The organism is Marinobacter sp. EhC06 (genome assembly GCF_001650915.1).
Lineage (GTDB): Bacteria > Pseudomonadota > Gammaproteobacteria > Pseudomonadales > Oleiphilaceae > Marinobacter.
The window spans coordinates 283,638-306,125 of the sequence record NZ_LXYO01000023.1; the positions used below are offsets into that span (position 1 = coordinate 283,638).

The following is a 22,488-nucleotide window of genomic DNA, read 5'->3' on the forward strand; positions in this document are numbered from 1 at the left end:
CTTATGCCGAAAAGAATTTTCCCAACGACTGCAACTTTTCAACGGGCCCGCTCGTTCCTTCCTCCGACGCACCCAAACACAGAGAGGAAAGCGACATGAAAACAATTCTGAAAGGGTCCAGCCTCGCTATCGCCGTGGCCGGAAGCTGCCTCGCCACCGGCCTGGTCCAGGCATCGAGCCACCGCGAAGCGCCCTTCATCACAGAAATCCCGAAAGTCGATGGCACCGACTTCTACATGTTTCGGAGCTACGAGTCCGGCAGGGCGGATTTTGTGACCCTTATTGCCAATTACCTGCCTCTGCAGGACGCCTATGGCGGTCCCAACTATTTTGATCTGGACGACGATGCCATCTATGAGATTCACGTCGACAACGACGGCGATGCCGTTGAGGATCTGACGTTCCGTTTTCAGCTGGAAGATAGCCTGAACGATATTCAGTTGCCGGTCGGGCCGGATGGCGACCAGCGGATGGTGTCTGTACCCCTCAAGAACATTGGCGACGCAAGTGACGCCGGCAACGTTCAGTTGCGACAAACCTACTCGGTGGACGTCATTTCCGGCGATCGCCGCACGGGCGCCGTGCAAGCCGCCACCAACGTGAACACGGGCACTGAAACTTTCGATAAACCGTTGGACAACATAGGTGCAAAGTCCTTTGGTGATTACGCCAGTTACGCCGGCCAGCACGTGTTTGATATCGCCATTCCCGGCTGCGGCACCAACGGTCGTGTGTTTGTCGGCCAGCGCCAGGAGGCGTTTGCGGTAAACCTGGGCGAAATTTTCGACCTGGTGAACACCAACCCCCTGGGCGCCCGGGATGGAGAAGGTCCCGGTGATCTGGCCGACAAGAACGTGACCTCCTTTGCCCTGGAAGTGCCCACCGAGTGCCTGACCAGCACCGCCATGAATTCCAACGGCCAGCCGGTCATTGGTGCCTGGACAACGGCGAGCGTTCGTCAGGCACGCATCATCAATCCTGCCCCCAGTACGGAAAGCCGTGGCGCAACCGTTGAAGGTGGTGCCTACACCCAGGTTTCCCGCCTGGGCATGCCGCTGGTTAACGAAGTGGTTATCGGCCTCAAGGACAAAGACCGTTTCAACGCCAGCGAACCCAAGGACGACGGCCAGTTCGCCACCTATGTGACTCACCCGACACTGCCAGAGCTTCTGGAAGTGCTGTTCCCCGTGACCGCGCCGAACAACTTTCCGCGCAACGATCTGGTCACGGCCTTCCTGACCGGCGTGCCCGGCGTCAATATGCCCGTTGGCGTAACCGCCTCCGAGATGCTGCGACTGACGCCCGCCATTGCGCCAACCCCTCTGGACAGCCAGAACGACCTCGGTGTTCTGGCCGGTGACAACGCCGGCTTCCCGAATGGCCGCCGGCCTTACGATGACACCGTCGACATCGCACTTCGGGTCGCCATGGGTGTACTGGCAGACCCTGCCGATGCGCCCGATGGCAGCCTCGAGTACACAGATGGCGTCCAGTTGGCAGCAGATCCTGCCAGCCTGCCTGCGGACTACGAGTCGTTCCCTTACCTGGCGACACCAATCGCCGGTTCACCCAACGAATAACCGGGAGATGGCTATGAAATTATTCACAAAGCTCACGACGATCTGCGCGTTGGCGCTATTCATGGCCGGCTGCTTCGATGGGTCGAACAGCCGGGCGGAGGCGCCGGCTCCGACCGTCGATTTCACGGAGTTTGTTAAAACCCAGTTCGCCCGGACAACCGACGACGCCCAGCCAGCGAACGTCAACGGGATCGACCTGAGTTTCAATGACCAGAACAATCCACAGGCTTTCGATGACCTGCTTCAATAAACCTCCAGGTGGCCGGTTTTCCCGTTGTCTCGGGCCGGTCTTTTCCTTGCCTGCCCTTCGGGGCAGGCCTTTTTGGTTGATCGCCACATTCGCGGCCTTTCAGGCGCAGGCCGCGCCTGATCCAATTATCACCGACTTCGGGGTTGATCAGATACTGACCGAATTACCCCGCTCTGCTGCCGAGGTCTTCCGGGAGACGGATTCACCCGAGGAGGCCGGGGACCGGCTGCAAATACTGATCACACAAGCCAGAGCCAGTGGCGACCCGAGATATCTGGGGTATGCCCAGACACTGGTCAATCGCTGGCCCGAAGAACAGTTAACCGACCGTCTGCGGGTCCTCCGAGCGACTTTGCGCCAGAGCCTGCATCAATTTGATTCCGCCCGCTCCGATCTTGAACGGGTAATTTCAACCTCTTCGGACACGCAACAACGTATCCAGGCTCGCCTGACCCTGGCCAACCTTGAGCTGGTTCAAGGTCGTTACAAAGAGGCTGAGCAGCATTGTCGGGCCTTTCAGTCTGGCTATCCGGGCCTGATAGCTCAGAGCTGCCTGGCTTCCTTGCAGGCCAGGACAGCCGACCCTGAAACAGCCTATCGGAATCTTGCGTCACAACTCGCCGATTCGATAGATCGCCAGCCTGCCGATTCCACCAGCCGACTCTGGGCCGAGGGCACTCTCGGCAACATCGCTGCCCAGGCGGGATTGCCTGAGGCCAAAGTGCATTGGCAAAGAGTAGTGAAGGCGACACCGAACGACCTTTATGTCCGGGCCCAGCTCGCCGATTGGCACCTTGAGAGAGGCCACTTCGAGCAGGTTTTGAGGCTCACCCAGGGGTTCGATGCCGTCGACACACTGGCCGTAGTTCGGGCCATCGCCATGGAGCGCATGGGCCACCCCGGCAGTAACGAACTGAACAGTCGTTTACGGCAACGGTTTGAAGAGGCCCGCTGGCGAGGCGCTTTATTACATGCCAGGGATGTTGCCCGATTCGAGCTGGATATCGAAAACCAGACGGAAGAGGCGCTGAGACTCGCAACAAAAAATTGGGAGAGCCAGAGGGAGCCGCTGGACACACGACTGTTACTGAGATCGGCCCTCGCCGCAGGCGACAAAGTCCAATACCAGCGTGTCAGGGACTGGCTCAATGAACAGGGGCAGAGCGATGCCCGCTATCCGGAGTTCAAACAATGACGGTCACACGAGGAATCTGGCTTGCTTTGCTTACAGTCACGCTGGTATCAGCCAGTGGGATGGCAGCGGCACACAAGGCAAGCGACAGCTTTCTTTACCTGGACAACGGCCCGACCGAGCTTCGAATCGATGTTGCACTACGTGACCTCGCGCTGCTGACAAGCATTGATCGCAACGGCGATCGTCAGGTATCGGGTCAGGAATTGCGACAGGCAAGACCAGAGATCACGCGAACCGTGGAATCTGCCCTGAACTTCTCGAACAGCAGTGGCAACTGCGATCTGGCCGGCAAGAAATGGGGCATCAGCGAGCACAGTGACGGATTCTATTCCGCCGCCCGTTACGCTATTCAGTGCCCCGATGGTGGGCCGCCGAGAGCGCTGGAGTACAACCTGCTGTTTGAACAGGATGCTCTGCACCGGGGCCTGGTGAGCCTTGACTATGATGGTCAGACACGTCTGGCCGCACTGGGACCGGATTCCCGAACGCTGGATCTGACAGGCACGGAGAACCCGGGCTATTTCAGTGTATTCGCAACGTTTGTCTATCAGGGTGTCATCCACCTGCTGATCGGGCTCGACCACATTCTGTTCCTGCTCGTTCTGATTATTCCGGCAACGCTGTCCTTTCCCAAAAACCAGGTACCCAGCGGGCGGTCGAGAGCCTTACGGGGCCGCCTGCTTGAACTGGCCGGCATTATCACGGCATTTACCGCGGCGCACTCCATCACGCTGGCGCTGGCCGCCCTCGATATCGTTTCACTGCCCATCGCATGGGTGGAAACGGTTATCGCACTTTCCATCGGCTTGGCAGCATTGAACGTGGCCTGGCCGATTCTCGGGCACAAAACCTGGAAGCTGGCGTTCGGATTTGGACTGGTGCACGGTTTTGGATTCGCCAGTGTTCTGGGCGATCTCACCAGTGGCGTATCCGGGTTGGCGGTGGCGCTGGCAGGTTTCAACCTCGGTGTGGAACTCGGTCAGCTGGCGCTGCTCGTGGTGGGATTCCCGGTGCTGTATTACCTGGGCAAAAAACGGGTGTATCAAAAGGGCGGCGTGCCAGTGATGCTGGCAGCAATAGGTGCTATCAGTCTGTTCTGGGTTGTCCAGCGCGCGCCCCTGTTCTGAGCGCACACCGGATGACCTTAGTGAAGAGCTCGCATCTGACGCGGATAGAGCGCTGCGCTGACTTCCGGCTCTTCCAGCAGGTCGGCCAGCTCGCGATCTACGGTGGTCTCTTCACCTTCTTCGGGCAACGGCTCGAACAGCGTGCTCAGCCAGGAGGCAACGGAGGGCGCTTCGTCGCGTTTGTAATCGGTGGACAGCGCCTTGATGCGGCGGAAGCCGATGATGCGCTGGTGCTTGGGGTCCCGAATCTGTTCAAAACCCCGCCAGTAAACATGGTCCCTGGTGTGCAGCTGCACGAACAGGGTGTCTATAGGTCCGTCTGAATCGTCTGCACCCTCCGCTTCTTCCTCAACCGCTTCTGGGGCCGCTTCGGCTTCCACTTCAGGTTTCTTGTGACGGATGGTGGTCCAGGCCGGGTACAGCACGGCCACGGCATCCGCTTCAACATGCTCGCGGGCGGCGCGGAGGATCAACCCCCAGCGGGCCTTGTCGGCATCGGTTTCAAGGGAATTGATGGGCAAGTCGTAGCTTTGCTCGCTGGACAGAACAATGGCCATCATCGGGGCGTCTAACTCCCCCATGGCCTCGGCCTGTGCTACTGATACCAGTTCATCGATTGCCATCGGTTGGTTCATAATACGCTCGCCTCCTCGATGCCATCAGGGTCGTTCAGGAAGAAGGGGTCTTCCTGACTAACAGCATAGCCTGTTCCGGCTACAAAGATAAACGTGGAGTTTCCCCAGCCGGATCACAACCCCGGATAACTCAAAACGCGTCCTCAAGTTTTTCATAATTGCCGAACCAGGGGTTTGCCTCTTCCAGTTGGCCCGCCAACTGAAGCAGGGTCGCTTCGGCGCCGTGGGGCCCGCCGAACTGCACCCCCACCGGCAAACCTTCGGCAGTCCAGTGCATCGGCACAGACATGGCAGGTGTCCCGGTAAGGTTGGCCAGCTGGGTAAACGGCGTTCGCGCCAGGCTTTCCAGGGCCATCTGGTCCACCTGTCCAGAACGATGCACCAGTTTACCGGCCTTCAATTTCAGCATCAGGCGTGCTGCAAACTTGAGATGGGCCGGCGTTTCCAGTTCACCGATGGCCGCCGGCAATTGCCCGGTCGCAGGGCTGAGGTATAGATCGTAACTCCCGAAGAACGCGCCCAGCGCCCTGGCAAAATCGTTCCACTGCTGGCGGCGGCGGACATAATCGGAGAGCGGCATGGTCTCTCCAAGCATGCCGATCAGCCGGGTATCCAGCTCGAAATCGCTGTCGGTAGCGCCGAACTGCTCTTTCGCCTTCGCCATCAGCGCCGACACTTCGCCGAAATACAGGCCCAGGTAGCAGCGGGCAAGAGCCATTCCGTCGAATTCCGGCGCAGCGTACTCAACTCTGTGACCGAGATTCTCAAGAACCCGGGCCGTTTCCTCCACAGCAGCAATGCACTCCGGCGCAACCTCTGTATTGTATGGGGATGACGTGAACACGCCGATTCTCAGGCTGCCCGGAGACCGCTGCATCAGTTCCGCGTAGGCCGCAGACGACGCAGGAATCTCGAACGGATCGCCTGGCGCCGGCCCGTTGAGCACATCCAGCATCGCCGCACTGTCTCTGACCGTTCGGCTGACCACATGATCTGTGGATGCCCCGGTCCAGGCTTCGCCCATAAACGGCCCCGAGGAAATGCGACCGCGGGATGGCTTAAGGCCAAACAGGCCGTTATAGGCTGCAGGAATGCGGATGGAGCCGCCGCCGTCGTTGGCGCCCGCCATGGGCACAATGCCAGCGGCGACCGCCGCGCCGGAGCCACCGCTGGATCCACCCGGGGTTAGCTGCGTGTTCCAGGGGTTACGGGTTGGCCCCCAGAGCTCAGATTCGGTAACCGCTTTCAGACCAAACTCCGGCGTGGCGGTTCGCCCCAGGAAAACCAGACCGCCGTCCCGGGCCCGACGGACGAATTCCGAGTCCTGGGGCGCAATATTCTTTGTCATCCCGCGACTGCCATAGGTACACGGGTGCCCAGCCTGTTCCTGGGCAAGGTCCTTCAGCAGCAGAGGGACGCCGGCAAAAACGGCCTGCTCGGGGAAACGCTGGGCTGGCGCTTCGGAGAACTGGGGATAGCAGATCGCGTTCAGCGTGCCGTTCACTCGGGTTGCCCGTTCCACGGCCGCCTCGCATACTTCCCTTGAAGTGACCTCGCCCCGACGGACAAGATCAGCGAGTGCAGTAGCATCGTAACGTAGGTATTCAGATTGCTTCATGGCAGGTTCCATTTGTTATTCTGTTTTGAGGAAGGTCACGGGTATAACGTCTATGGTCAGAATTCTCAAGAGCTTACGCCAGCTTGCCGTGATTTTCATCCTGGCGGCATCGGTGACCGTTGCCGCCCAGGAAACGCCGCCAGCCACCAGTGACGACAGCGACTGGACCCGCGTCGTCCGTTCCTCGCCCTATTGGGTCAGCCAGGGGGTGTTTGAAAACATTCTCACCATCAGACGCTGGGTATTGAAGGAATCCGGCTATTGCGCCAGTGCCGATCGCCACGTTCTGTACGACATGCGCGGCCGGTTTCTGGCCTGGATCAGTGACGGTGACGACCGCGACACCACCCAGCGACTGCTGAACGCAACCCGGAAATCATTGTATGAGAATGGCAAGGTGGAAGACTGGGTTGCCGGAGAGACCGGCCAGACAGGCTATCCGTTCGCCCTTTCCTGCGACCAGCCCCACGTAAACGTCGATGAAGCCGTTGCCCGCTATCTTGGCACCCTGCCGGCAGACCGGATCTGGGGCGCCTGGGACGACCTCAACTTTGCCGACAGTAGTGCTCCGGAAAGCCTGCATGACGCTCTGATCTACGTATACGAACACCGCAACAACCAGAACCGCCTGACCCTGCCGCAAGCCTTGCCCCGATATCTGGCCGGCCAGATCCTGATTGAAAGTGGAGCCCAGGCAAGAGCCCATTCCCGAGCAAACGCGAGGGGAATCCTGCAGCTTTCACCCGCCGCCCTGTCCGACTGCGAGATCGCTCCCGACAATTACTGGCACCGGCTGGCACAGATCGATTGCGCCCTGCGTTTGATGAACCAGAATGCCCGCAATCTGGCACCGGTTTTCCAGCAACGTTTCGGCCATTTGCCTGATGCCAAAAGGGACCGATTATTCACCCTCCTGCTGGTTCAGGCCTATCATGGCGGCGCCGGACGGGTCCAGGCGCTGCTGGACGACCCGGTGCTGGCACAGCCAGCCGAGTATTTTGCCGCCAACCATGAACGCTTTACCGCCGGCGATATTGCCTTCGGCCTGATTTTTCACAACCTGGGGCGGGACCGCCTCGGTCTTGCATCACTCTACTATGTGGCCGACGTTCAGCTGGCAACCGAGGCCCTTTGTCGCACGGCCAAACTCAAATCAACGGAATTCTGTGAATGGAAGTACTCAACCAACTGATACCCGAAAGCCTGAGCCTCCCGGTCGCCGTTTTCCTGCTTGCCAGCTCCACCATTACTTCGATGATCACCGCCAGCCTCGGCGCCGGTGGCGGCGTTCTGCTGCTGGTACTGATGGCCAGCTGGATGCCGCCTGCGGCCATCATCCCGGTTCATGGCATGATCCAGTTGGGCTCGAACGTTGGCCGGGCGGCACTGACCTGGCGGCACGTAGACTGGCGGGTGATTGCCGCGTTCCTGCCCGGTGTGATCGCAGGGGCGGCGCTGGGCGCCTGGTTACTGGTGAATCTTCCGGCCCACATCTGGCAGCTGACCATCGCCCTGTTCGTTCTCTATCTTTGCTGGGGGCCGGCACTACCAAAGGGTGCCTTCGGTGCCCCCGGGGTGTTTCTGGCCTCGGCCCTGACCAGTTTTGTCAGCCTGTTCGTGGGCGCCACCGGGCCGCTGGTTGCGGCGTTCATCAAGCAGATTCACACCGACAGGTTCAAAACCGTGGCCACCTTCGCCACCGCCATGACGCTGCAACATGCGCCCAAGGCGCTGGTGTTCGGGGCGGCGGGTTTCATGTTCTTTGAGTGGCTCCCGTTTATCCTTGCAATGATCGCCTGCGGCTTCGCCGGCACCTGGCTCGGGCTCCATGTACTCAGTTCCCTTAGCAACCGGAAGTTCACACAGATCTTCAATATCGTGCTGACCGCGCTTGCGATCCGCCTGCTATGGCAGGCCAGTCTCTCAGCCGGCTGGTGGTGACGGAACCACAACAACCCTGTTACGTCCCCGGGATTTGGCGATGTAGCTACCCTCATCCGCCCGGGCCATAACCTCCCGGGGGCCGCTGTCTTCCGGTGTCAGTTCCGTCAGGCCGATACTCGTGGTTACACCGAATGACCGGCCGTCATGCTCAAGGCGAAGAGCCTCAACATCCGCGCGGATCCGTTCCGCCAGAGCCTGGGCCCTTGCCATGCCACAGGCGGGCAAAATAATGCCAAACTCATCCCCGCCGAGCCTGGCCACGGTATCGGACTGGCGAACCGAGTCCTTGAACAGGTCCGCCAGCCGTTTGAGCAGATCGTCGCCGAGCAGGTGCCCACCTTCATCGTTTACTGGTTTGAAGTAGTCGAGATCAATGAGCATCAGCACCGAACGGACGTCCTGGCGATCGGCTTCTCCCAGACATCGGACCAGCGAGGCGTTGAACGCCCGCCGGTTGAGTAACTGAGTCAGACTGTCGTGGGTTGCCTCCCAGGACAGCCGTTCCTCCTGCCGGCGGCGGTCGCTGTCATCCCGTAACACGAACACCAGGCGCTCATCCTCGCGACCCTGACGAATGTGCAACATAGTGAGATCAATCGGGAATGGCACACCCAGCGAGTTCCGCAGAGTCACGTAAAGACTGTCCAGATCTTCTCCAGAAAGGAACTCCTGCGCTGTCAATTCCCGCTCTTCAGTTTCAATGGTGACCAGCTGGAAAAAGTTCCTGAGTAAGCACTCACCCTCTGTTCCCAGCAGCCGACAGGCGGCATCGTTGGCAAACCGGATCACACCCTCGACGTCTACCATAAGAACGCCTTCCTGTAGGACGCGAAGAATCGTCTCGGCGCGCTGCTGCTCCGTCCTGAGCGCCTCTTCTACCTCCAGCTCATGGGAAATATCCCGAACTACCGTGATGGTACCGAGGGCCTTTTCCGGCGTCTGAATTGCTGCCGTCATCACATCCCCCCAGATCACCTGATCCGGAGCAGGGGATTCCAACCTTAACCGGCCCCGGAAAACGCTCTGGTTCCTGATCGCATTTTTCCAGCCGGCAATCGCCTCCTGTCTGTCGGTGTTATGCACTCGATTGGCCAGGTAACTGTAAGTGAGTTCTTCTGCAGGCCGGCCGACGATGGCCTCGAAAGCCGGGTTGGCAAATTCGATACGGCCCAGAACGTCGGTCTGGACGATGCCGATAGGCGCGCTCTGGGTGAGGGAACGGAAAAAAGCCTCTCTTTCAGCAAGCGATACCAGAACCTCGTCCCGCTCATCGGTCACGGTATTAAAGATTTCTGCGACCTGGCGGATTTCCTTGCCTCCGGCGACGTCCACCGGATCGGAGCGCATACCAAGGTGGCGCTCGCGGATCTGGCTGCCCAGTGTTTTGAGCGGCGCCATCAGTCGCCGGAAGCGCCACAGTGCAATAGGTGCGATCAACAGGATCACCACCAGCAGAATCCATAAGAAGGCATCCACAGTGCGGGTAATCGGCGCCAGCGCTTCTCGAGCCGGCCAGGAAGCTGATACGAACCAGGGCACCTGGGTAAGCTGCTGCACCGACATGATGGTTCGTTCACCCTCGCCGCTGTTAGTCTCCAGCGTGCCTTCAAACCCCTCCATGGCATCCCGGAGCACAGGATTCGCTACCCGCACCGGCGCCATGGCCTCGTCGTCCCTTTGACTGACCACCACAAAACCACTGCGGGTTGCCACTCCGAGATAACCGGTAGTTCCTATGCGGATGTTGATAAACTGATCAAGAAAATTGTTTCCATCCAGGGCAATGGCACCGCCAAGCACACCAATGAAACGTTGGCGGTGGTCGAAGATCGGCGCAGCCACCATGATGGCCGGCTTTTCCTGATAGTTGGAAATATAGGGTTCGCTGATCACCGGCGTGAGCGTGGAGGAAATCCGGCGAAAATACTCCCGGTCGCTGACATTCAGCCCCGCCTGTCGGTAATCTTCTGGATGCTCGGCAATAACCAGGCCCTTTTCATCCATCAGGTAGACCGCATCAAACAGATGCTCCAGGGCCGTTTGCCGACGAATCAGAACCCTGGCCCTTGCGTCCAGAACATCGCTGGACATGGTCAGGTTCTGGGCCACGTGGTTGAGTGCTTCGAGACGCAGGGCGAGCTTGTCATCCAGCTCCCCGGCAATCAGGGTGGCAATGGTTTCCACCTGGTTCCGGGCCTGCTGTTCCAGTTCAGAACGGCTCAGCAAGAAACCGGCGACGGTTACCAGCAAGGCCGTCAGTATGATCGCGACAACCACCAGAGCAACGGCCCGATTCGCCAGGCTGCCCAACCATCGCTTGATCAGCATGACTTCCAGACTCCGCAGCGGATTCGACAACCAGTAATGATCTGACCTCCGTTTTAAGCTCTTATTGGTGGTTCTTATGCATGACTTAAGTCTAACAGAGGGGGTGCTGTAGTCAGATTACAGGCTTGCAAATTCAATGATAATCGTTATTATTTAGTTCCACTTTTGCACATTGAGAACTCCTCTCATGACGGACATCCTCTCGCCTCTGAATACCGGCCCGCTCGCGCAAGTTATTGATATGGGCGGCCCTGTGATGCTGGTGCTGGTGGTGCTCGCGATCATTGGCTTCGTTACCTTCGTGTATCTGATGCTTATCGGAACCCTTTATGCGCCCCGTTTGTCCGGTCAGCTTAAAAAAACCGTAATGAACTGGCAGAATAATCCGGCGTCGATACGGCCGTCAGAAGTGCGACATCAGGCAGGCCGCTGGGGGCGGATGAATCCGCTGCAGCGTCTTGTCACCGATACGATAGAGGCCATTCAGAACGATCAGGACGACCGGCAGATCCGGGAAACCGCCGCACGGGATGCCCAACATGCCCTGGAGCCGTTCGAGGCACCGTTGAAGATCATCGAAGTCATCGCAGCCCTGGCCCCTCTTCTCGGCCTGCTGGGAACCGTACTGGGCATGATGGAGGCCTTCAGCGCCATGGCTGCTACCGAAGGCCGTGCCAATGCCACCCAACTCAGTGGCGGTATTTACGAAGCCCTGACCACTACAGCCGCGGGCCTGGTAGTGGCCATACCGTTTGCTGCACTGGCTGCATGGATCGAGTTCCGGCTGCGACGCATCCACAAGACCATCAACAGCACACTGGTTTCGATTCTGCATATCGTGCCGGAGCAGACTCTGGACGCCGTTGAAGCAGATTACCGGTCGCCGGAAAGCCAGCGTGCCGCCGAAACCGCCGTCGACGAGCCCGACCGTTACTCAACCGCCCGGGGTCAGCGATTCGCCCATGCAACTGGTTGAGCCAAGGCCAAACCGTCCGATTCCAATCCGGATCACGCCCCTGATCGATGTGGTCTTCATTCTCCTGGTGTTCTTTATGCTGACCACCCGGCTATTGCCTGTGGACTACCTGGAATTGGCCAATAACACGTCGAGCCGCAGTCCGGTCACCGGAGAACCGCTACCAGAGCTGACGGTCACGGCCAACGGCGACGTAAGATGGCAGGGCCAGACGTTACCCCTGGAGCGCCTGGTCACCGAGCTGTCTGAAGCCGGTACCACCGAAGTGAACCTCTCAACAACGGGCGACACACCCCTGGGGACTTTTACCGCGGCCCTGAGCGCTTTGACTGACAGCGGCATCGACACTCACTGGAAGCGGACAAACGCAACGACACCATGAGCGATCTGGTTCCACCTCCGTTTACCTCCGGCAAAACCCTGATGGAACGCGTGGAGGATGCGCTTCTGCCGTTGATCAACCTGGTCTTCCTGCTGTTGATGTTTTTCATCGTTGCCGGCCAGCTTGCCGATGACCCACTGCCCGAATTGCCCGCCACCGAGCAGGGCGAAGACCGTCAGTCTCCTCATGCGGACATGATTGTAAGCGCCAACGGAGACTGGAAGGTTGACGGTGAGCTGCTCAACAAGGAATCCCTGGTTGCCAGGCTGCCGGAACCTGATGGCCAGCAGCCCCTGAAAATTGCCGCTGCCGAGAGCATCACCATGGCAGACCTGGAAACACTCTTCCGCTTGCTGGAGCAGGGCGGATACCAAGATATCCTGCTGTTGACGGAGCCCGCCCGATGATGCCGCAAAAGCCGCCCTTCCGGTGGGCACTTCTGCTGCTCGCAATCGTAGTGACCTTCGTCGCCCTGGCGATCGCCGCTCCCGAAGAGACGGTGGAACTCAACACCCTGGGCGAATCCGCGGTCAACACAGCGCCAGCCATCCGAATCAAGCTGGCTGGCGAACCCGCGCCGAAACCCGACGCCGCGCCAAAGCCAAAACCAGAGCCGAAGCCACAGCCTGCACCTGAACCCAAGCCCGAACCCAAGCCCGAACCCGAGCCCGAGCCTGAGCCTGAGCCCGAGCCAGAACCGGAACCTGAACCGGTGACGGAACCAACGCCCGAGCCAGAGGTTGCCGAAGAGGTCGCTGAAGCGGAAACACCGAGCGGTGATCCGGCAGAGACTGCAACAGAGAAACAGTCACAGGCGACCGTTGCACTGCAAAACGCTGGCGTTAGATCGGAAGTGGATAATTACCTGTCCAAACTCAGCCGCCATCTTGCCCGATACTATGAATATCCACGCAGGGCGAGGCGCCTTGGCCAGGAAGGCACACCCGTGATTGTGTTCGAGTTTCAACGGGACGGATCCCTGGTGGCCCACAGCCTCAGAACCAGCTCCGGACATCAGCTTCTGGACGAGTCGGCGCTGGCCATGCTCGAACAGGCAGCGCCTCTGCCATCAGTGCCGGAAGCAATTGCAGGCCAGAAATTCCGCTACGCCTTGCCCGTACGCTTCAGTCTTCGCTGAGCTGGGGCCCGGCTGCGCCAGGTTGCAGCAGCGGTTAAAGGGAACGCACCGATCAGGTGCGTGAGAGCGGAGGTCGCCTCTTCTGCCGAGCCAGGCAACCACAGCACGAAAATTCTTACCCTTCTGATTTAATTCCAGTTTCCTGGCAACCTGCGATTCTGGCACAGTCTCTGCAACTTCTCAGACAGCGGAACCAATGTCGGTTCTGTTCACAGCGACAGATTCATTCAGACGACGGCGTCTACTTGCACCTGCAGATTGCAGGCAGCGGGTATCGCCGTTTTTTTATGGCCGTTTCAAAAGTCTGGTCATCCGATAGAAGTCAGAGGAAAACACTATGTCTTACATCGTGCCTTCGGAATTCGTCACCAAAATGGTCGACGCCGGCGAATCCAAAATTTATATGTCCACCCGGGATACCCTCATCCGGGCTTTCATGGCCGGCGCCATTCTGGCGCTGGCTGCAGCGTTTGCCATCACTGTAGCGGTCGAGACCGGAGTCTTTTTGATCGGCGCTATCCTGTTCCCGATCGGGTTTTGCATGCTCTACCTGATGGGCTTTGACCTGCTGACCGGCGTGTTCATGCTTACACCCCTGGCATTGCTTGATAAGCGCCCCGGCGTAACCCCGGCAGCCATACTGCGCAACTGGGGCTGGGTATTCCTTGGCAACCTGGGCGGCGCGCTGACCGTCGCCTTCATGATGGCCTTTATCTTCACCTATGGTTTCAATACCGACCCGGGTGCCGTTGGCGCCAAGATCGCCAGTGTTGGCGAAGCGCGTACGCTTGGCTACGCGGAGTTCGGGGCTGCCGGCTGGGCCACCATTTTCATTCGCGGCATGCTGTGCAACTGGATGGTATCCATGGGCGTGGTTGGCGCCATGATTTCCACAAGCGTCAGTGGCAAGGTACTGGCCATGTGGATGCCGATCATGCTGTTCTTCTTCATGGGCTTCGAGCACTCCATCGTGAACATGTTCCTGTTCCCGTCCGCCATCATCATGGGCGGCGAGTTCTCAGTGATGGACTACCTGTGGTGGAACGAGATTCCCACCGTGCTGGGTAACCTGGTGGGCGGCCTGGCCTTTACCGGCCTTACCCTCTACACCACCCACGTGCGCACCGCACCCAAGCGCAAGATTGCAGCAGCCTACAGCGACGCTACCCTGGCCCGCACCAACTAAGCCGGGTATTCCTGCAACTCCGGCTGCCGCACCCGCCGGAGTTGCTTTTTCGTTTATCGGGGAAACTCCAGTTGTCAATGACCAGGTCCCTTGCCATTTCCGCCGGCCAGTACTCTGACGCCGGCGCAAAGCCAGTAAACCAGGACTTCCACGGGTTGTTGGTGCCGACGAGCCATCAGCTGATTACCAAGGGCATCGCCGTAGCTATCGCCGACGGCATCAGCTCCAGCAATGTCAGTCAGATTGCCAGCGAGTCCGCCGTTGCGGGTTTTCTCAGCGACTACTTTTCCACCCCGGAAAGCTGGTCGGTAAAACAATCCGCCCAACGGGTATTACGGGCAACCAATGCCTGGCTCCACGCCCAGACCCGGCAAAGCCAATATCGCTATGACCGCGACCGCGGGTATGTCTGTACCCTGAGCGTGATGGTGCTCAGGTCCGCGACCGCGCATCTGTTTCACATTGGCGATGCCCGCATCTACCGGGTTCACCACGGCCAGCTGGAACAGCTCAGCACCGATCACCGGCTCTGGCTCTCCCGGGAAGACAGCTGCCTGAGCCGCGCCATGGGCATCGGCAATCAACTGGACATTGATTATCAAAGCCTGCCGATCCAACCCGGGGACACGTTCCTGCTGACCACCGACGGCATCCATGAACACCTGGACGAGCGAACCATGGCCCGCATCATTCGGGAATCTACCGATGACCTGGACGCCGCCGCCCGCGAGCTGGCAACCGCAGCCCTCAAGCGGGGCAGCACTGACAACCTGACATCCCAGATCATCCGGGTCGACTCGGTACCTTCAGCGCGGGAAAACAGCGAGTTGTTTCACGAGCTGGCCGGGTTACCGTTTGCGCCGGAACTGCAGCCGGGGCACCGTCTGGATGGCTACCGGATTCTGAGGCAGATTCATGCCAGCAGCCGTAGCCACGTCTACCTGGCCGTGGATGAGGAAACCGAAACCCGGGTGGTGCTGAAGATGCCATCACTGGAACAGCGGCACGATCCGGTCTATCTGGAACAATTCTCCACCGAGCAGTGGATTGCCCGGCGAATCAACAGCGCTCATGTTGTCAGGCCGTTCCGACCAGACCGGCACCCCAGCGTTCTCTACCAGGCCACCGAGTTCGTGGAAGGCCGTACCCTTCGGCAATGGATGCTGGATAACCCGGCCCCGGCACTTGAAACCGTGCGTGATCTCGTCGAGCAGATCGGTAAAGGCCTGCGGGCATTCCACCGGCTTGAAATGGTGCACCAGGACCTGAAACCGGAAAATGTGCTGGTGGATGCCCATGGCACCGCCACCCTGATCGATTTCGGTGCCACCCGGGTCGCCGGCCTGGAGGACTCTGATATCGGCGAGCAGGCCGTTCCTCGGGGAGCAGCGCTTTACAGTGCTCCGGAGACCTTTCTCGGCGAGCCAGGCAGCTGGTTATCAGACCAGTTCTCCCTGGGCGTGATTACCTACCAGCTGCTCACCGGCCAGCTACCCTACGGCCCGGATGTACCTAAAATCCACAGCCGAAACCAGCTTAGAAACCTGAAATATCAGCCTGCTCGACAGTTCCGGGAGAGTCTGCCCGGGTGGGTCGACGATGCCATCGAAAAAGCGGTTCACCCCCAGGCCCACAGACGCTATCCAGCGCTCTCGGAATACCTGTACAACTTGCGACACCCTCCCGTCGATTGGCACAAGCGTCATCGGCCGCCATTAATGGAGCGCAATCCCGTGGCCTTCTGGCAGGGTGTATCCGGGTTATTGCTCCTGGCATTGCTGGCAGCCCTCGGCCTGGGCTGAAGCGGCATTGCCCGAGCAAATTCTTGCCCAGCCAGCAATCCGTCGCCTGGCGTTCGGGCGCGGGATTGCCTGGCAATCCCTGAGCATCTCCGAGAAAAACGCCAACCTACTGTTTTCAATACAATTATCTCTTCTGGCACAGGCTTTGTACTGAAACTCGGCGTCCAGGGAACACCCCGGGGACACTATTCATTCACAAGTCATGGAGCAGACTATGCCAACTCCTTGTTATATCAGTATCGAAGGCCAAACCCAGGGCAACATCACTGCCGGCGCATTCACTTCCGATTCCGTCGGCAACATCTACGTGGAAGGCCACGAAGACGAAGTGCTGGTTCAGGAATTCAGCCACGTCGTTACCGTACCGACCGACCCCCAGTCCGGTCAGCCTTCCGGACAGCGCGTGCACAAGCCGTTCAAGTTCACCTCCGCCTTGAACAAAGCCACCCCGCTGATGTACAACGCCCTGGCCTCCGGCGAGATGCTGCCCAAGGTCGAGCTGAAATGGTACCGCACCTCCGTTGAGGGCAAGCAGGAGCACTTCTTCTCCACCATCCTCGAAGATGCCACCATCATCGACATCAACTGCAACATGCCCCACTGCCAGGACGCCGGGAACGCCGACTTCACTCAGCTGGTCACCGTTTCCCTGTCCTACCGCAAGGTAACCTGGGAACACGCCGTTGCCGGTACTTCCGGTGCTGACGACTGGCGTTCGCCGATCGAGGCGTAATGACGCCAGAAGGGCCCCGCAGGGGTCCTTCTGCTTTTGCAGGGATGAAAAAAATGGATAGTCAATTGTCGGCCGAAGACATTGATAAAATCAGAGCCATCATGAAGGCGTTCTACGGCCATTCTGTTGCTTCAGGATTCACTGAAAGCAGCGTAACCGAAGAAACCGTGCGCGCTATCGCCCATATGCTCGTGGAAACCGTCGATTGTAGTAGATGGGTTGATGCTGTTCCGTCTCCACAGGACCTACTACGACCAACACGCAGGATCACAAAATGGGCTTTACGCCTGATTCGCGAGGCAGGGAAACCTTTTTTGCAGAACGAAGTGAAGGTAAGCTGGCTTTGCCGAACTGTTCGTTCTGGCCAGTTCAGATCCTCTATCGAAACGACATTGAGATGAGACTCCCACCATGGCAAGGATAGCCCTAGCTTTATCATTTTTACTTCTTCTCTCCGGCTGCACATCCCAATCGTCATTGGTCATTCAACCATACAGCGAACTAGCTATAGAAGTACCAGAAAAGATGTTCTCCTCTGTGAAGATGAGGGATGGCGAGCTTGTATTTTTGAGAAACAACCGGGTCGTAGGTTTTGTCAGATCGGAGGAGATTCCAAGTACAGTAAGCTCAAGTTCAGCGATTGACACCTCAACGACGCTTTTTGAGAGTGCCAATCAGGGTTCAAGTAAACCAATTTGGATGGAGCAAATTCCCGAAGCTCAGGTATTTGGAGTAGTTCAGGGGGACTTTAGAACCGTATTTATTGTACCGAACGGCCAAGCTCAATCGCTTATTACCTTCCAGGGGCCAGCTGAAAGCTCGACCTCATTGCGGATAAATGGCGCAAAGATTTCAGAATAATGCATAGCTGCCACTCACCCAGGTCCCGAATTCAGCAGCCTGCCAGCAGCTTTACATCGAAATACAACCGGTAAAGAAACCGCTCCATGGCGTAATACTGCAGCAGTTCATCAAAGCGGCGCTTTTCTTCCCGGGACTTATTCAGCAATCTCTGCCGAACGGACGCAGCAGTGTTTTGTGCCACCGTGATCTCCTTTCACTCTTTTAATTCCATCGCCAGGATGATTCTGTTCACAGCTTGGCTTCCAAGTAGGGTGCCATGACATTGGCGACCCTGCAGATTCTGGCATATTCCATCAGTTTGCCTGGACGGAAGTTTTTGCGGGTGCGGTATAGATCCAACGCCTCCAGAACCACATCCATGCCGATTCGATTCCGGAACTTGAAACAGTCGGCCAGGGTTTTCTCAGGGTTGTAGACGTTCAGGGTGATGGCATCCACGTCAACCTGTTCAATGCCTTCACTAAAGGCCCGCCCGGAGAACCGGTACCCGGCTACCGGCGGATAATCCAGCACCGGCAAACGGGCATCCCGCTCCACCGCCAGATGCACCTGATGGGGAATCTGTGTAGTAATGTCGTGCCAGGCCAGCGCGGAAATCAGACAAAGCACCGCATTGGGAAAACGGGTAGCGGCAGCCACCAGATCCGGGTTCTCTATTGAGGGCAGGTCCGCCAGCCGGTAAAGGCCACGGCTGACCGGCTCAATCAGCCCCTCGTCCCGAAGCTGATAGAACTGGTACCGGCTAAAGCCCCGAGCCAGCGCTTCTGTCAGGCGGAGCTGACCGCCGCGTTGACGGAACATGGTTTGGAGTTTTGCCCTGGAAGATCGGGCGGAGTCGGAGCCAGACAAGTCGTCACCACTTATTTATATATGGTGACAGTTTGTCTGAATGGCATAGGTCATTCAAGTATCGGCTTCGCTGGACCTTTCCCAAGGTCGATAATCAGTACCACCGCATAATATTGCCGAGCCAGACCATAGCAAACCGTAAATTCGAACGTTAAGCTTGTTTGGTATTACGCATCCGTGAAGTAGCCAGGTACCCAGGTTTGCAGAAAGCGCCCCTACCAACCCAGACCGCCATCAGCCTTGGCGAACTCATGTGCGCCGTCACCCGGGACTGGCTCTGGCAACCGGCAGAGCAGTGGGTCCGGGAACGCAATCCGGGCAGCGTCCTGCATTGCCGGGTTGGGTCCGGCCAGGCCACCTATCACCGTTACGATTCTCGAGACCGGCAACACTTGATCACCTACGGTGTCCGCATGATTGCCGCCAAGCACCAGCCGGAGACGGCGAGCGGCTGGCTGTCGGGCCGGGAGATCCGGAAACGGGGGTACTTTGGCGGGGAACTGAGTACTCTGAATCTGTTGGCACACACCTGCTGCCATGAGTTTGCCCATCTCCTGCAGCAAAGTGCTGGACAGCGGTATCGGGGTTCTGTGCACAACCGCCATTTCTATACCATTCTGGATGAGTTGCACGAGAACGGGGCCGCGCAAGCGACCCGTAAGGCCCTGGCAGATGAGGCCCGGGAACAGGGCCTGGCGCTACCGGATACGCCCTTCGAGCCTGTGGACACAAGGCAACAGATGGCCCACTGGCAGGTGGGCGATACCGTACGCTTTGGTGCCGGCCGGCGGGAACTGCACGGGCAGATTATCCGGGTCAATCGAAAGACCTGCACCGTGGACGGTATCGGGCACTCGAAAGGGGTGCGTTACAGGGTTCCGGTGCAGATGCTAAGCCCGCTTACACCGCCTCGGTAGCGGCAATCAGGAGACTCCGAATCTCCGGCACACAGGACCCACAGTTGGTGCCGCATTTGAGCTCACGGCCGAGGGCATCGACGCTGTTGGCACCCAGCCCAATCGCCTGCTGAATCTGTCGGTCCCCAACCTGGAAGCAGCTGCAAACCAGGTTGCCGGCATCATCCCCATCGACGGCCTTTGCCGCCAGCAGGCCGCGCCGGCTCGCCTCGTCGAGCTCTGACTGACTAAAGCAGCTGACCAGCCAGTCCACGGATGGCAGGGCAGCCGGGTCACGATCCACCAGCAATACCGCCTCCAACTGACCATTGCGCAACCGCGCCGCCCGGAAGCGGCCTTCGCGGACATCTTCCATCACCAGCTGCGGCTGGCCGCCGAGCCAGTCTGACACAGCACTTTTCCAATCCATGTTGCACTGCCCCGCAACGATCCAGCTATCGCAATCGGGCAGAACCTGTTGGGCCCAGTAGTCTGCCTTCCAGCGTTTTGGACGATCCTGTCGCACCAGCAAACGTCCATACCAACGGGCAGGCCAATGGGTGAGGGTAGCACGACCGTACTTGGCCTCCGGTTGCCCGGATATCGGGTCCACCAGGCTGTCAGTAAGCGCTGTAGCCAGACCCTGCCCGGTGAACTGATCGTTCCAGTGGATCGGCACAAACACCTCACCACGCCGCTGCTCCGGCGCACTGCGCACCCGGCCGACAAAGTGCCCATGGGCACTCTTCAGTGTTGCCAATGCCCCCGGGGTGAGGGAAAGCGCCCGAATATCCTCGGGATGCACCTCAATGAACGGCTCGGGGCGATGGGCCAGCAACCGACTGGACCGGGCTGTCCGGGTCATGGTGTGCCACTGGTCCCGGATACGGCCCGTATTCACGATCAACGGAAACGCTTCATTCGGATTCCTGACCGGTAATCGAGAGGCAACTGGGATCAGTCGGGCGCGCCCGTTGGCGGTAGCAAACCGACCGTCAGTGAACAGTCGCCTGGAATCAGACGCCGCCCCGGTAACCGGCCATTGTAAAGGCTCAAGCAACTCGTATTGTTCATTGCTCAACTCCGCCAGCCCGGAAATATCAAAGAAACGCTGACCGGCGTTCTCGAACCCGGACAACCGGGCATGTTCCCGGAAAATGTCCGCGGGCCTTTCATAGTCAAAGCCCGCCTGGTGTCCCAGGGCGCGGGCCACCGCACTGACGATCCACCAGTCGGGCCTGGCTTCTCCGGGCAACGGCAGAAAGCGCCGCTGACGGGAAATGCAGCGTTCGGAATTGGTAACCGTGCCGTCTTTCTCACCCCAACCCGCCGCCGGCAACAGGATGTCTGCATGGCGAGCGGTGTCAGTGTCCCTGACGCAATCAGAAACAATGACTGTCGGGCACAGGTCCAGGGCCCGCCGGATACGATGGGTCTCCGGCAAACTGACCGCAGGGTTGGTGGCCATGATCCACAACACCTTGATATCACCCCGCTCAACCGCATCGAACAGGTCTACGGCTTTCATGCCCGGTCCATCTGCGACCGCCTCGGTCTCCCAGAACCGGGCCACGCGGTCCCGGGCACCCGGGCTGTCGTAATCCATATGGGCGGCAAGGGTGTTGGCCAGCCCTCCCACTTCCCGGCCACCCATGGCATTGGGCTGGCCGGTCAGGGAAAAGGGGCTGGCGCCGGGTTTGCCCACCCGGCCTGTGGCCAGATGGCAGTTGATAATGGCGTTGCCCTTATCGGTGCCGGCCGAAGACTGATTGATGCCCTGGGAGAACGCCGTCACCGTGCGCTGCTCTTCTGCGAACCATCGGTAAAAGGTAATGACATCTTCTAACGGCAGCTCGCAGATCCTGGACACCGCTTCGGGAGAGGGTGCCGCGGATCTGGCAGCACTGAGGCTGGCGTCAAAACCCTCACAATGATCAGCCAGGTAACCATGGTCAACAGTCTGCTGGTCGGCCAGCCAGACCAGTAAGCCATTGAACAGCACCGTATCGGTCCCGGGACGGATGGCCAGATGCAGATCCGCCAGATCGCTGGTGGCGGTTTTACGGGGATCAATCACCACCACACGACGACCGGGTCGCGCCGAAGCCTGCATTCTCTGATAGAGCACCGGATGCGCCCAGGCGGCATTGCTGCCCGCCAGCACCAACAGGTTGGCCAGTTCCAGGTCTTCATAACAGCCAGGAACCAGATCCCCGCCAAAGGCCCTTTTATGGGCAGCGACGGCGGACGACATGCACAGGCGGGAATTGGTATCCACGTTGGGTGTGCGGATAAACCCCTTGGCCAGTTTGTTGGCCACGTAATAATCTTCCGTCAATAACTGACCGGAGAGATAGAAGGCCACAGACCCGGGCCCATGAAGCGCCACTGATTCACGAATCCGTCGGGCCACTTCCGCCACTGCCTGCGGCCAGGCACTTTCACGACCGTGAACAACAGGCCGCAACAGTCGTCCATCAGGAGTCAGCGTTTCGTGTAAGGCAGAGCCCTTCACGCAAAGGCGCCCCAGATTCGCCGGATGTGTCTCATCCCCGCGGGTCGCAGATGGCGTTGCGCTCAATCCACAACCCACACCGCAATACGGGCAGGTGGTTTGAACCGTCGCCGGTTTTTTGTTGGTACCGGTCACAGCACCTCCTCGAGTTTCATAAAAAAAGCCCGCCAATCCGGATGCCTTGGAGGCGCATCAGGGGCGGGCTTCTTTGCCAATGGAATCAGGTTGTCTTGAACAGTCGCATAACCGGTTGCAATAACAGGGCCATTCCGATCGAGAGCGGCTCCGGGGTCTGCCAGGCACCGACTATGGCGGCCCTCGAGGATTTCAGCCCCGCATCAATGCGCCAAGGCTCCGGGCCAACCATCAAATCCGGTATCAAAGTGGTGCAAACCTGCCCTACCACGCACTAAAACCAGACGAATACCCGCTCACCATACCTGCCGCCTCCTCGAAGAACTCTCCTAACT

At 58.9% G+C, this 22,488-nt stretch carries 22 protein-coding genes; 16 read left to right on the plus strand and 6 right to left on the minus strand.

The window, feature by feature from the left end; genetic code table 11:
• Positions 1-95 precede the first annotated feature (95 nt).
• The 4 genes from A8B84_RS11295 (at position 96) to A8B84_RS11310 (ending at position 4,152) form a co-directional block, all read left to right on the plus strand.
• Positions 96-1,580, plus strand: coding sequence for a DUF4331 domain-containing protein (locus A8B84_RS11295; protein ID WP_064229286.1), 1,485 nt, complete (start codon positions 96-98; stop codon positions 1,578-1,580).
• 13 nt (positions 1,581-1,593) lie between these two features.
• The gene (locus A8B84_RS11300; protein WP_064229287.1) at positions 1,594-1,830 is read left to right on the plus strand and encodes a hypothetical protein; all 237 of its coding nucleotides are present in this window, start codon (positions 1,594-1,596) and stop codon (positions 1,828-1,830) included.
• Positions 1,831-1,906: 76 nt separating this feature from the next.
• Positions 1,907-3,025, plus strand: a complete 1,119-nt coding sequence (locus A8B84_RS11305; protein WP_064229288.1) for a tetratricopeptide repeat protein — start codon at positions 1,907-1,909, stop codon at positions 3,023-3,025.
• The gene (locus A8B84_RS11310) at positions 3,022-4,152 is read left to right on the plus strand and encodes a HupE/UreJ family protein (RefSeq protein WP_064229289.1); all 1,131 of its coding nucleotides are present in this window, start codon (positions 3,022-3,024) and stop codon (positions 4,150-4,152) included. Before A8B84_RS11305 ends, A8B84_RS11310 begins: the two co-directional genes overlap by 4 nt.
• Positions 4,153-4,169: 17 nt before the next feature.
• On the opposite strand, the gene A8B84_RS11315 is transcribed toward A8B84_RS11310, so the two are convergent.
• Both A8B84_RS11315 and A8B84_RS11320 read right to left on the minus strand, forming a co-directional pair.
• Positions 4,170-4,787 carry a hypothetical protein gene (locus A8B84_RS11315; RefSeq protein ID WP_008176983.1) on the minus strand — a complete coding sequence of 206 codons (618 nt, stop codon included), beginning with the start codon at positions 4,785-4,787 and terminating at the stop codon, positions 4,170-4,172.
• A 130-nt stretch (positions 4,788-4,917) separates the two neighbouring features.
• Positions 4,918-6,405, minus strand: a complete 1,488-nt coding sequence (locus A8B84_RS11320; RefSeq protein ID WP_227512795.1) for an amidase — start codon at positions 6,403-6,405, stop codon at positions 4,918-4,920.
• Between the two features lie 52 nt (positions 6,406-6,457).
• Between A8B84_RS11320 and A8B84_RS11325 the strand changes: the two genes are divergently transcribed.
• Together A8B84_RS11325 and A8B84_RS11330 are read left to right on the plus strand one after the other, a co-directional pair.
• Positions 6,458-7,597, plus strand: coding sequence for a hypothetical protein (locus A8B84_RS11325; protein WP_064229291.1), 1,140 nt, complete (start codon positions 6,458-6,460; stop codon positions 7,595-7,597).
• Entirely contained in the window at positions 7,576-8,346 is a 771-nt protein-coding gene (locus A8B84_RS11330) for a sulfite exporter TauE/SafE family protein (protein ID WP_064229292.1), read from the plus strand. Before A8B84_RS11325 ends, A8B84_RS11330 begins: the two co-directional genes overlap by 22 nt.
• Here A8B84_RS11330 and A8B84_RS11335 read toward each other — a convergent pair.
• Entirely contained in the window at positions 8,329-10,677 is a 2,349-nt protein-coding gene (locus tag A8B84_RS11335) for a diguanylate cyclase domain-containing protein (RefSeq protein ID WP_064229293.1), read from the minus strand. The two genes, A8B84_RS11330 and A8B84_RS11335, sit on opposite strands and share 18 nt — an antisense overlap.
• Before the next feature lie 187 nt (positions 10,678-10,864).
• Between A8B84_RS11335 and A8B84_RS11340 the strand changes: the two genes are divergently transcribed.
• From A8B84_RS11340 to A8B84_RS21510, 9 genes are all read left to right on the plus strand, one after another.
• Positions 10,865-11,653: a MotA/TolQ/ExbB proton channel family protein gene (locus tag A8B84_RS11340; protein WP_064229294.1), complete on the plus strand. Its 789-nt coding sequence runs from the start codon at positions 10,865-10,867 to the stop codon at positions 11,651-11,653.
• Positions 11,640-12,035 carry an ExbD/TolR family protein gene (locus A8B84_RS11345; protein WP_064229295.1) on the plus strand — a complete coding sequence of 132 codons (396 nt, stop codon included), beginning with the start codon at positions 11,640-11,642 and terminating at the stop codon, positions 12,033-12,035. The genes A8B84_RS11340 and A8B84_RS11345 overlap by 14 nt, the downstream gene beginning before the upstream one ends.
• Positions 12,032-12,442, plus strand: a complete 411-nt coding sequence (locus tag A8B84_RS11350) for an ExbD/TolR family protein (protein ID WP_064229296.1) — start codon at positions 12,032-12,034, stop codon at positions 12,440-12,442. The genes A8B84_RS11345 and A8B84_RS11350 overlap by 4 nt, the downstream gene beginning before the upstream one ends.
• Positions 12,439-13,173, plus strand: coding sequence for an energy transducer TonB (locus A8B84_RS11355; protein ID WP_064229297.1), 735 nt, complete (start codon positions 12,439-12,441; stop codon positions 13,171-13,173). Before A8B84_RS11350 ends, A8B84_RS11355 begins: the two co-directional genes overlap by 4 nt.
• Before the next feature lie 337 nt (positions 13,174-13,510).
• Positions 13,511-14,359 carry a formate/nitrite transporter family protein gene (locus A8B84_RS11360; RefSeq protein ID WP_064229298.1) on the plus strand — a complete coding sequence of 283 codons (849 nt, stop codon included), beginning with the start codon at positions 13,511-13,513 and terminating at the stop codon, positions 14,357-14,359.
• A 77-nt stretch (positions 14,360-14,436) separates the two neighbouring features.
• Complete coding sequence (locus A8B84_RS11365; protein ID WP_064229299.1) at positions 14,437-16,161, plus strand: bifunctional protein-serine/threonine kinase/phosphatase; 1,725 nt, start codon at positions 14,437-14,439, stop codon at positions 16,159-16,161.
• A 214-nt stretch (positions 16,162-16,375) separates the two neighbouring features.
• A complete protein-coding gene (locus A8B84_RS11370) occupies positions 16,376-16,894 on the plus strand; it encodes an Hcp family type VI secretion system effector (RefSeq protein WP_008176957.1) in 519 nt (172 codons plus the stop codon).
• A 53-nt stretch (positions 16,895-16,947) separates the two neighbouring features.
• Positions 16,948-17,295, plus strand: coding sequence for a hypothetical protein (locus tag A8B84_RS21505; protein WP_138103159.1), 348 nt, complete (start codon positions 16,948-16,950; stop codon positions 17,293-17,295).
• 10 nt (positions 17,296-17,305) lie between these two features.
• The gene (locus A8B84_RS21510; RefSeq protein ID WP_138103161.1) at positions 17,306-17,755 is read left to right on the plus strand and encodes a hypothetical protein; all 450 of its coding nucleotides are present in this window, start codon (positions 17,306-17,308) and stop codon (positions 17,753-17,755) included.
• A 31-nt stretch (positions 17,756-17,786) separates the two neighbouring features.
• Here A8B84_RS21510 and A8B84_RS21515 read toward each other — a convergent pair whose 3' ends face one another.
• Both A8B84_RS21515 and A8B84_RS11375 read right to left on the minus strand, forming a co-directional pair.
• Complete coding sequence (locus tag A8B84_RS21515) at positions 17,787-17,939, minus strand: hypothetical protein (protein WP_227512796.1); 153 nt, start codon at positions 17,937-17,939, stop codon at positions 17,787-17,789.
• Positions 17,940-17,986: 47 nt separating this feature from the next.
• The gene (locus A8B84_RS11375; protein WP_064229300.1) at positions 17,987-18,559 is read right to left on the minus strand and encodes a type IV toxin-antitoxin system AbiEi family antitoxin domain-containing protein; all 573 of its coding nucleotides are present in this window, start codon (positions 18,557-18,559) and stop codon (positions 17,987-17,989) included.
• A 299-nt stretch (positions 18,560-18,858) separates the two neighbouring features.
• On the opposite strand from A8B84_RS11375, the gene A8B84_RS11380 reads away from it, so the two are divergent.
• Positions 18,859-19,524 (plus strand): hypothetical protein, encoded by a 666-nt coding sequence (locus A8B84_RS11380; protein WP_064230066.1) that lies wholly within the window; start codon positions 18,859-18,861, stop codon positions 19,522-19,524.
• Here the strand turns inward: A8B84_RS11380 and A8B84_RS11385 are convergent.
• Positions 19,508-22,153 carry a nitrate reductase gene (locus tag A8B84_RS11385; protein WP_082905147.1) on the minus strand — a complete coding sequence of 882 codons (2,646 nt, stop codon included), beginning with the start codon at positions 22,151-22,153 and terminating at the stop codon, positions 19,508-19,510. The two genes, A8B84_RS11380 and A8B84_RS11385, sit on opposite strands and share 17 nt — an antisense overlap.
• Positions 22,154-22,488 lie beyond the last annotated feature (335 nt).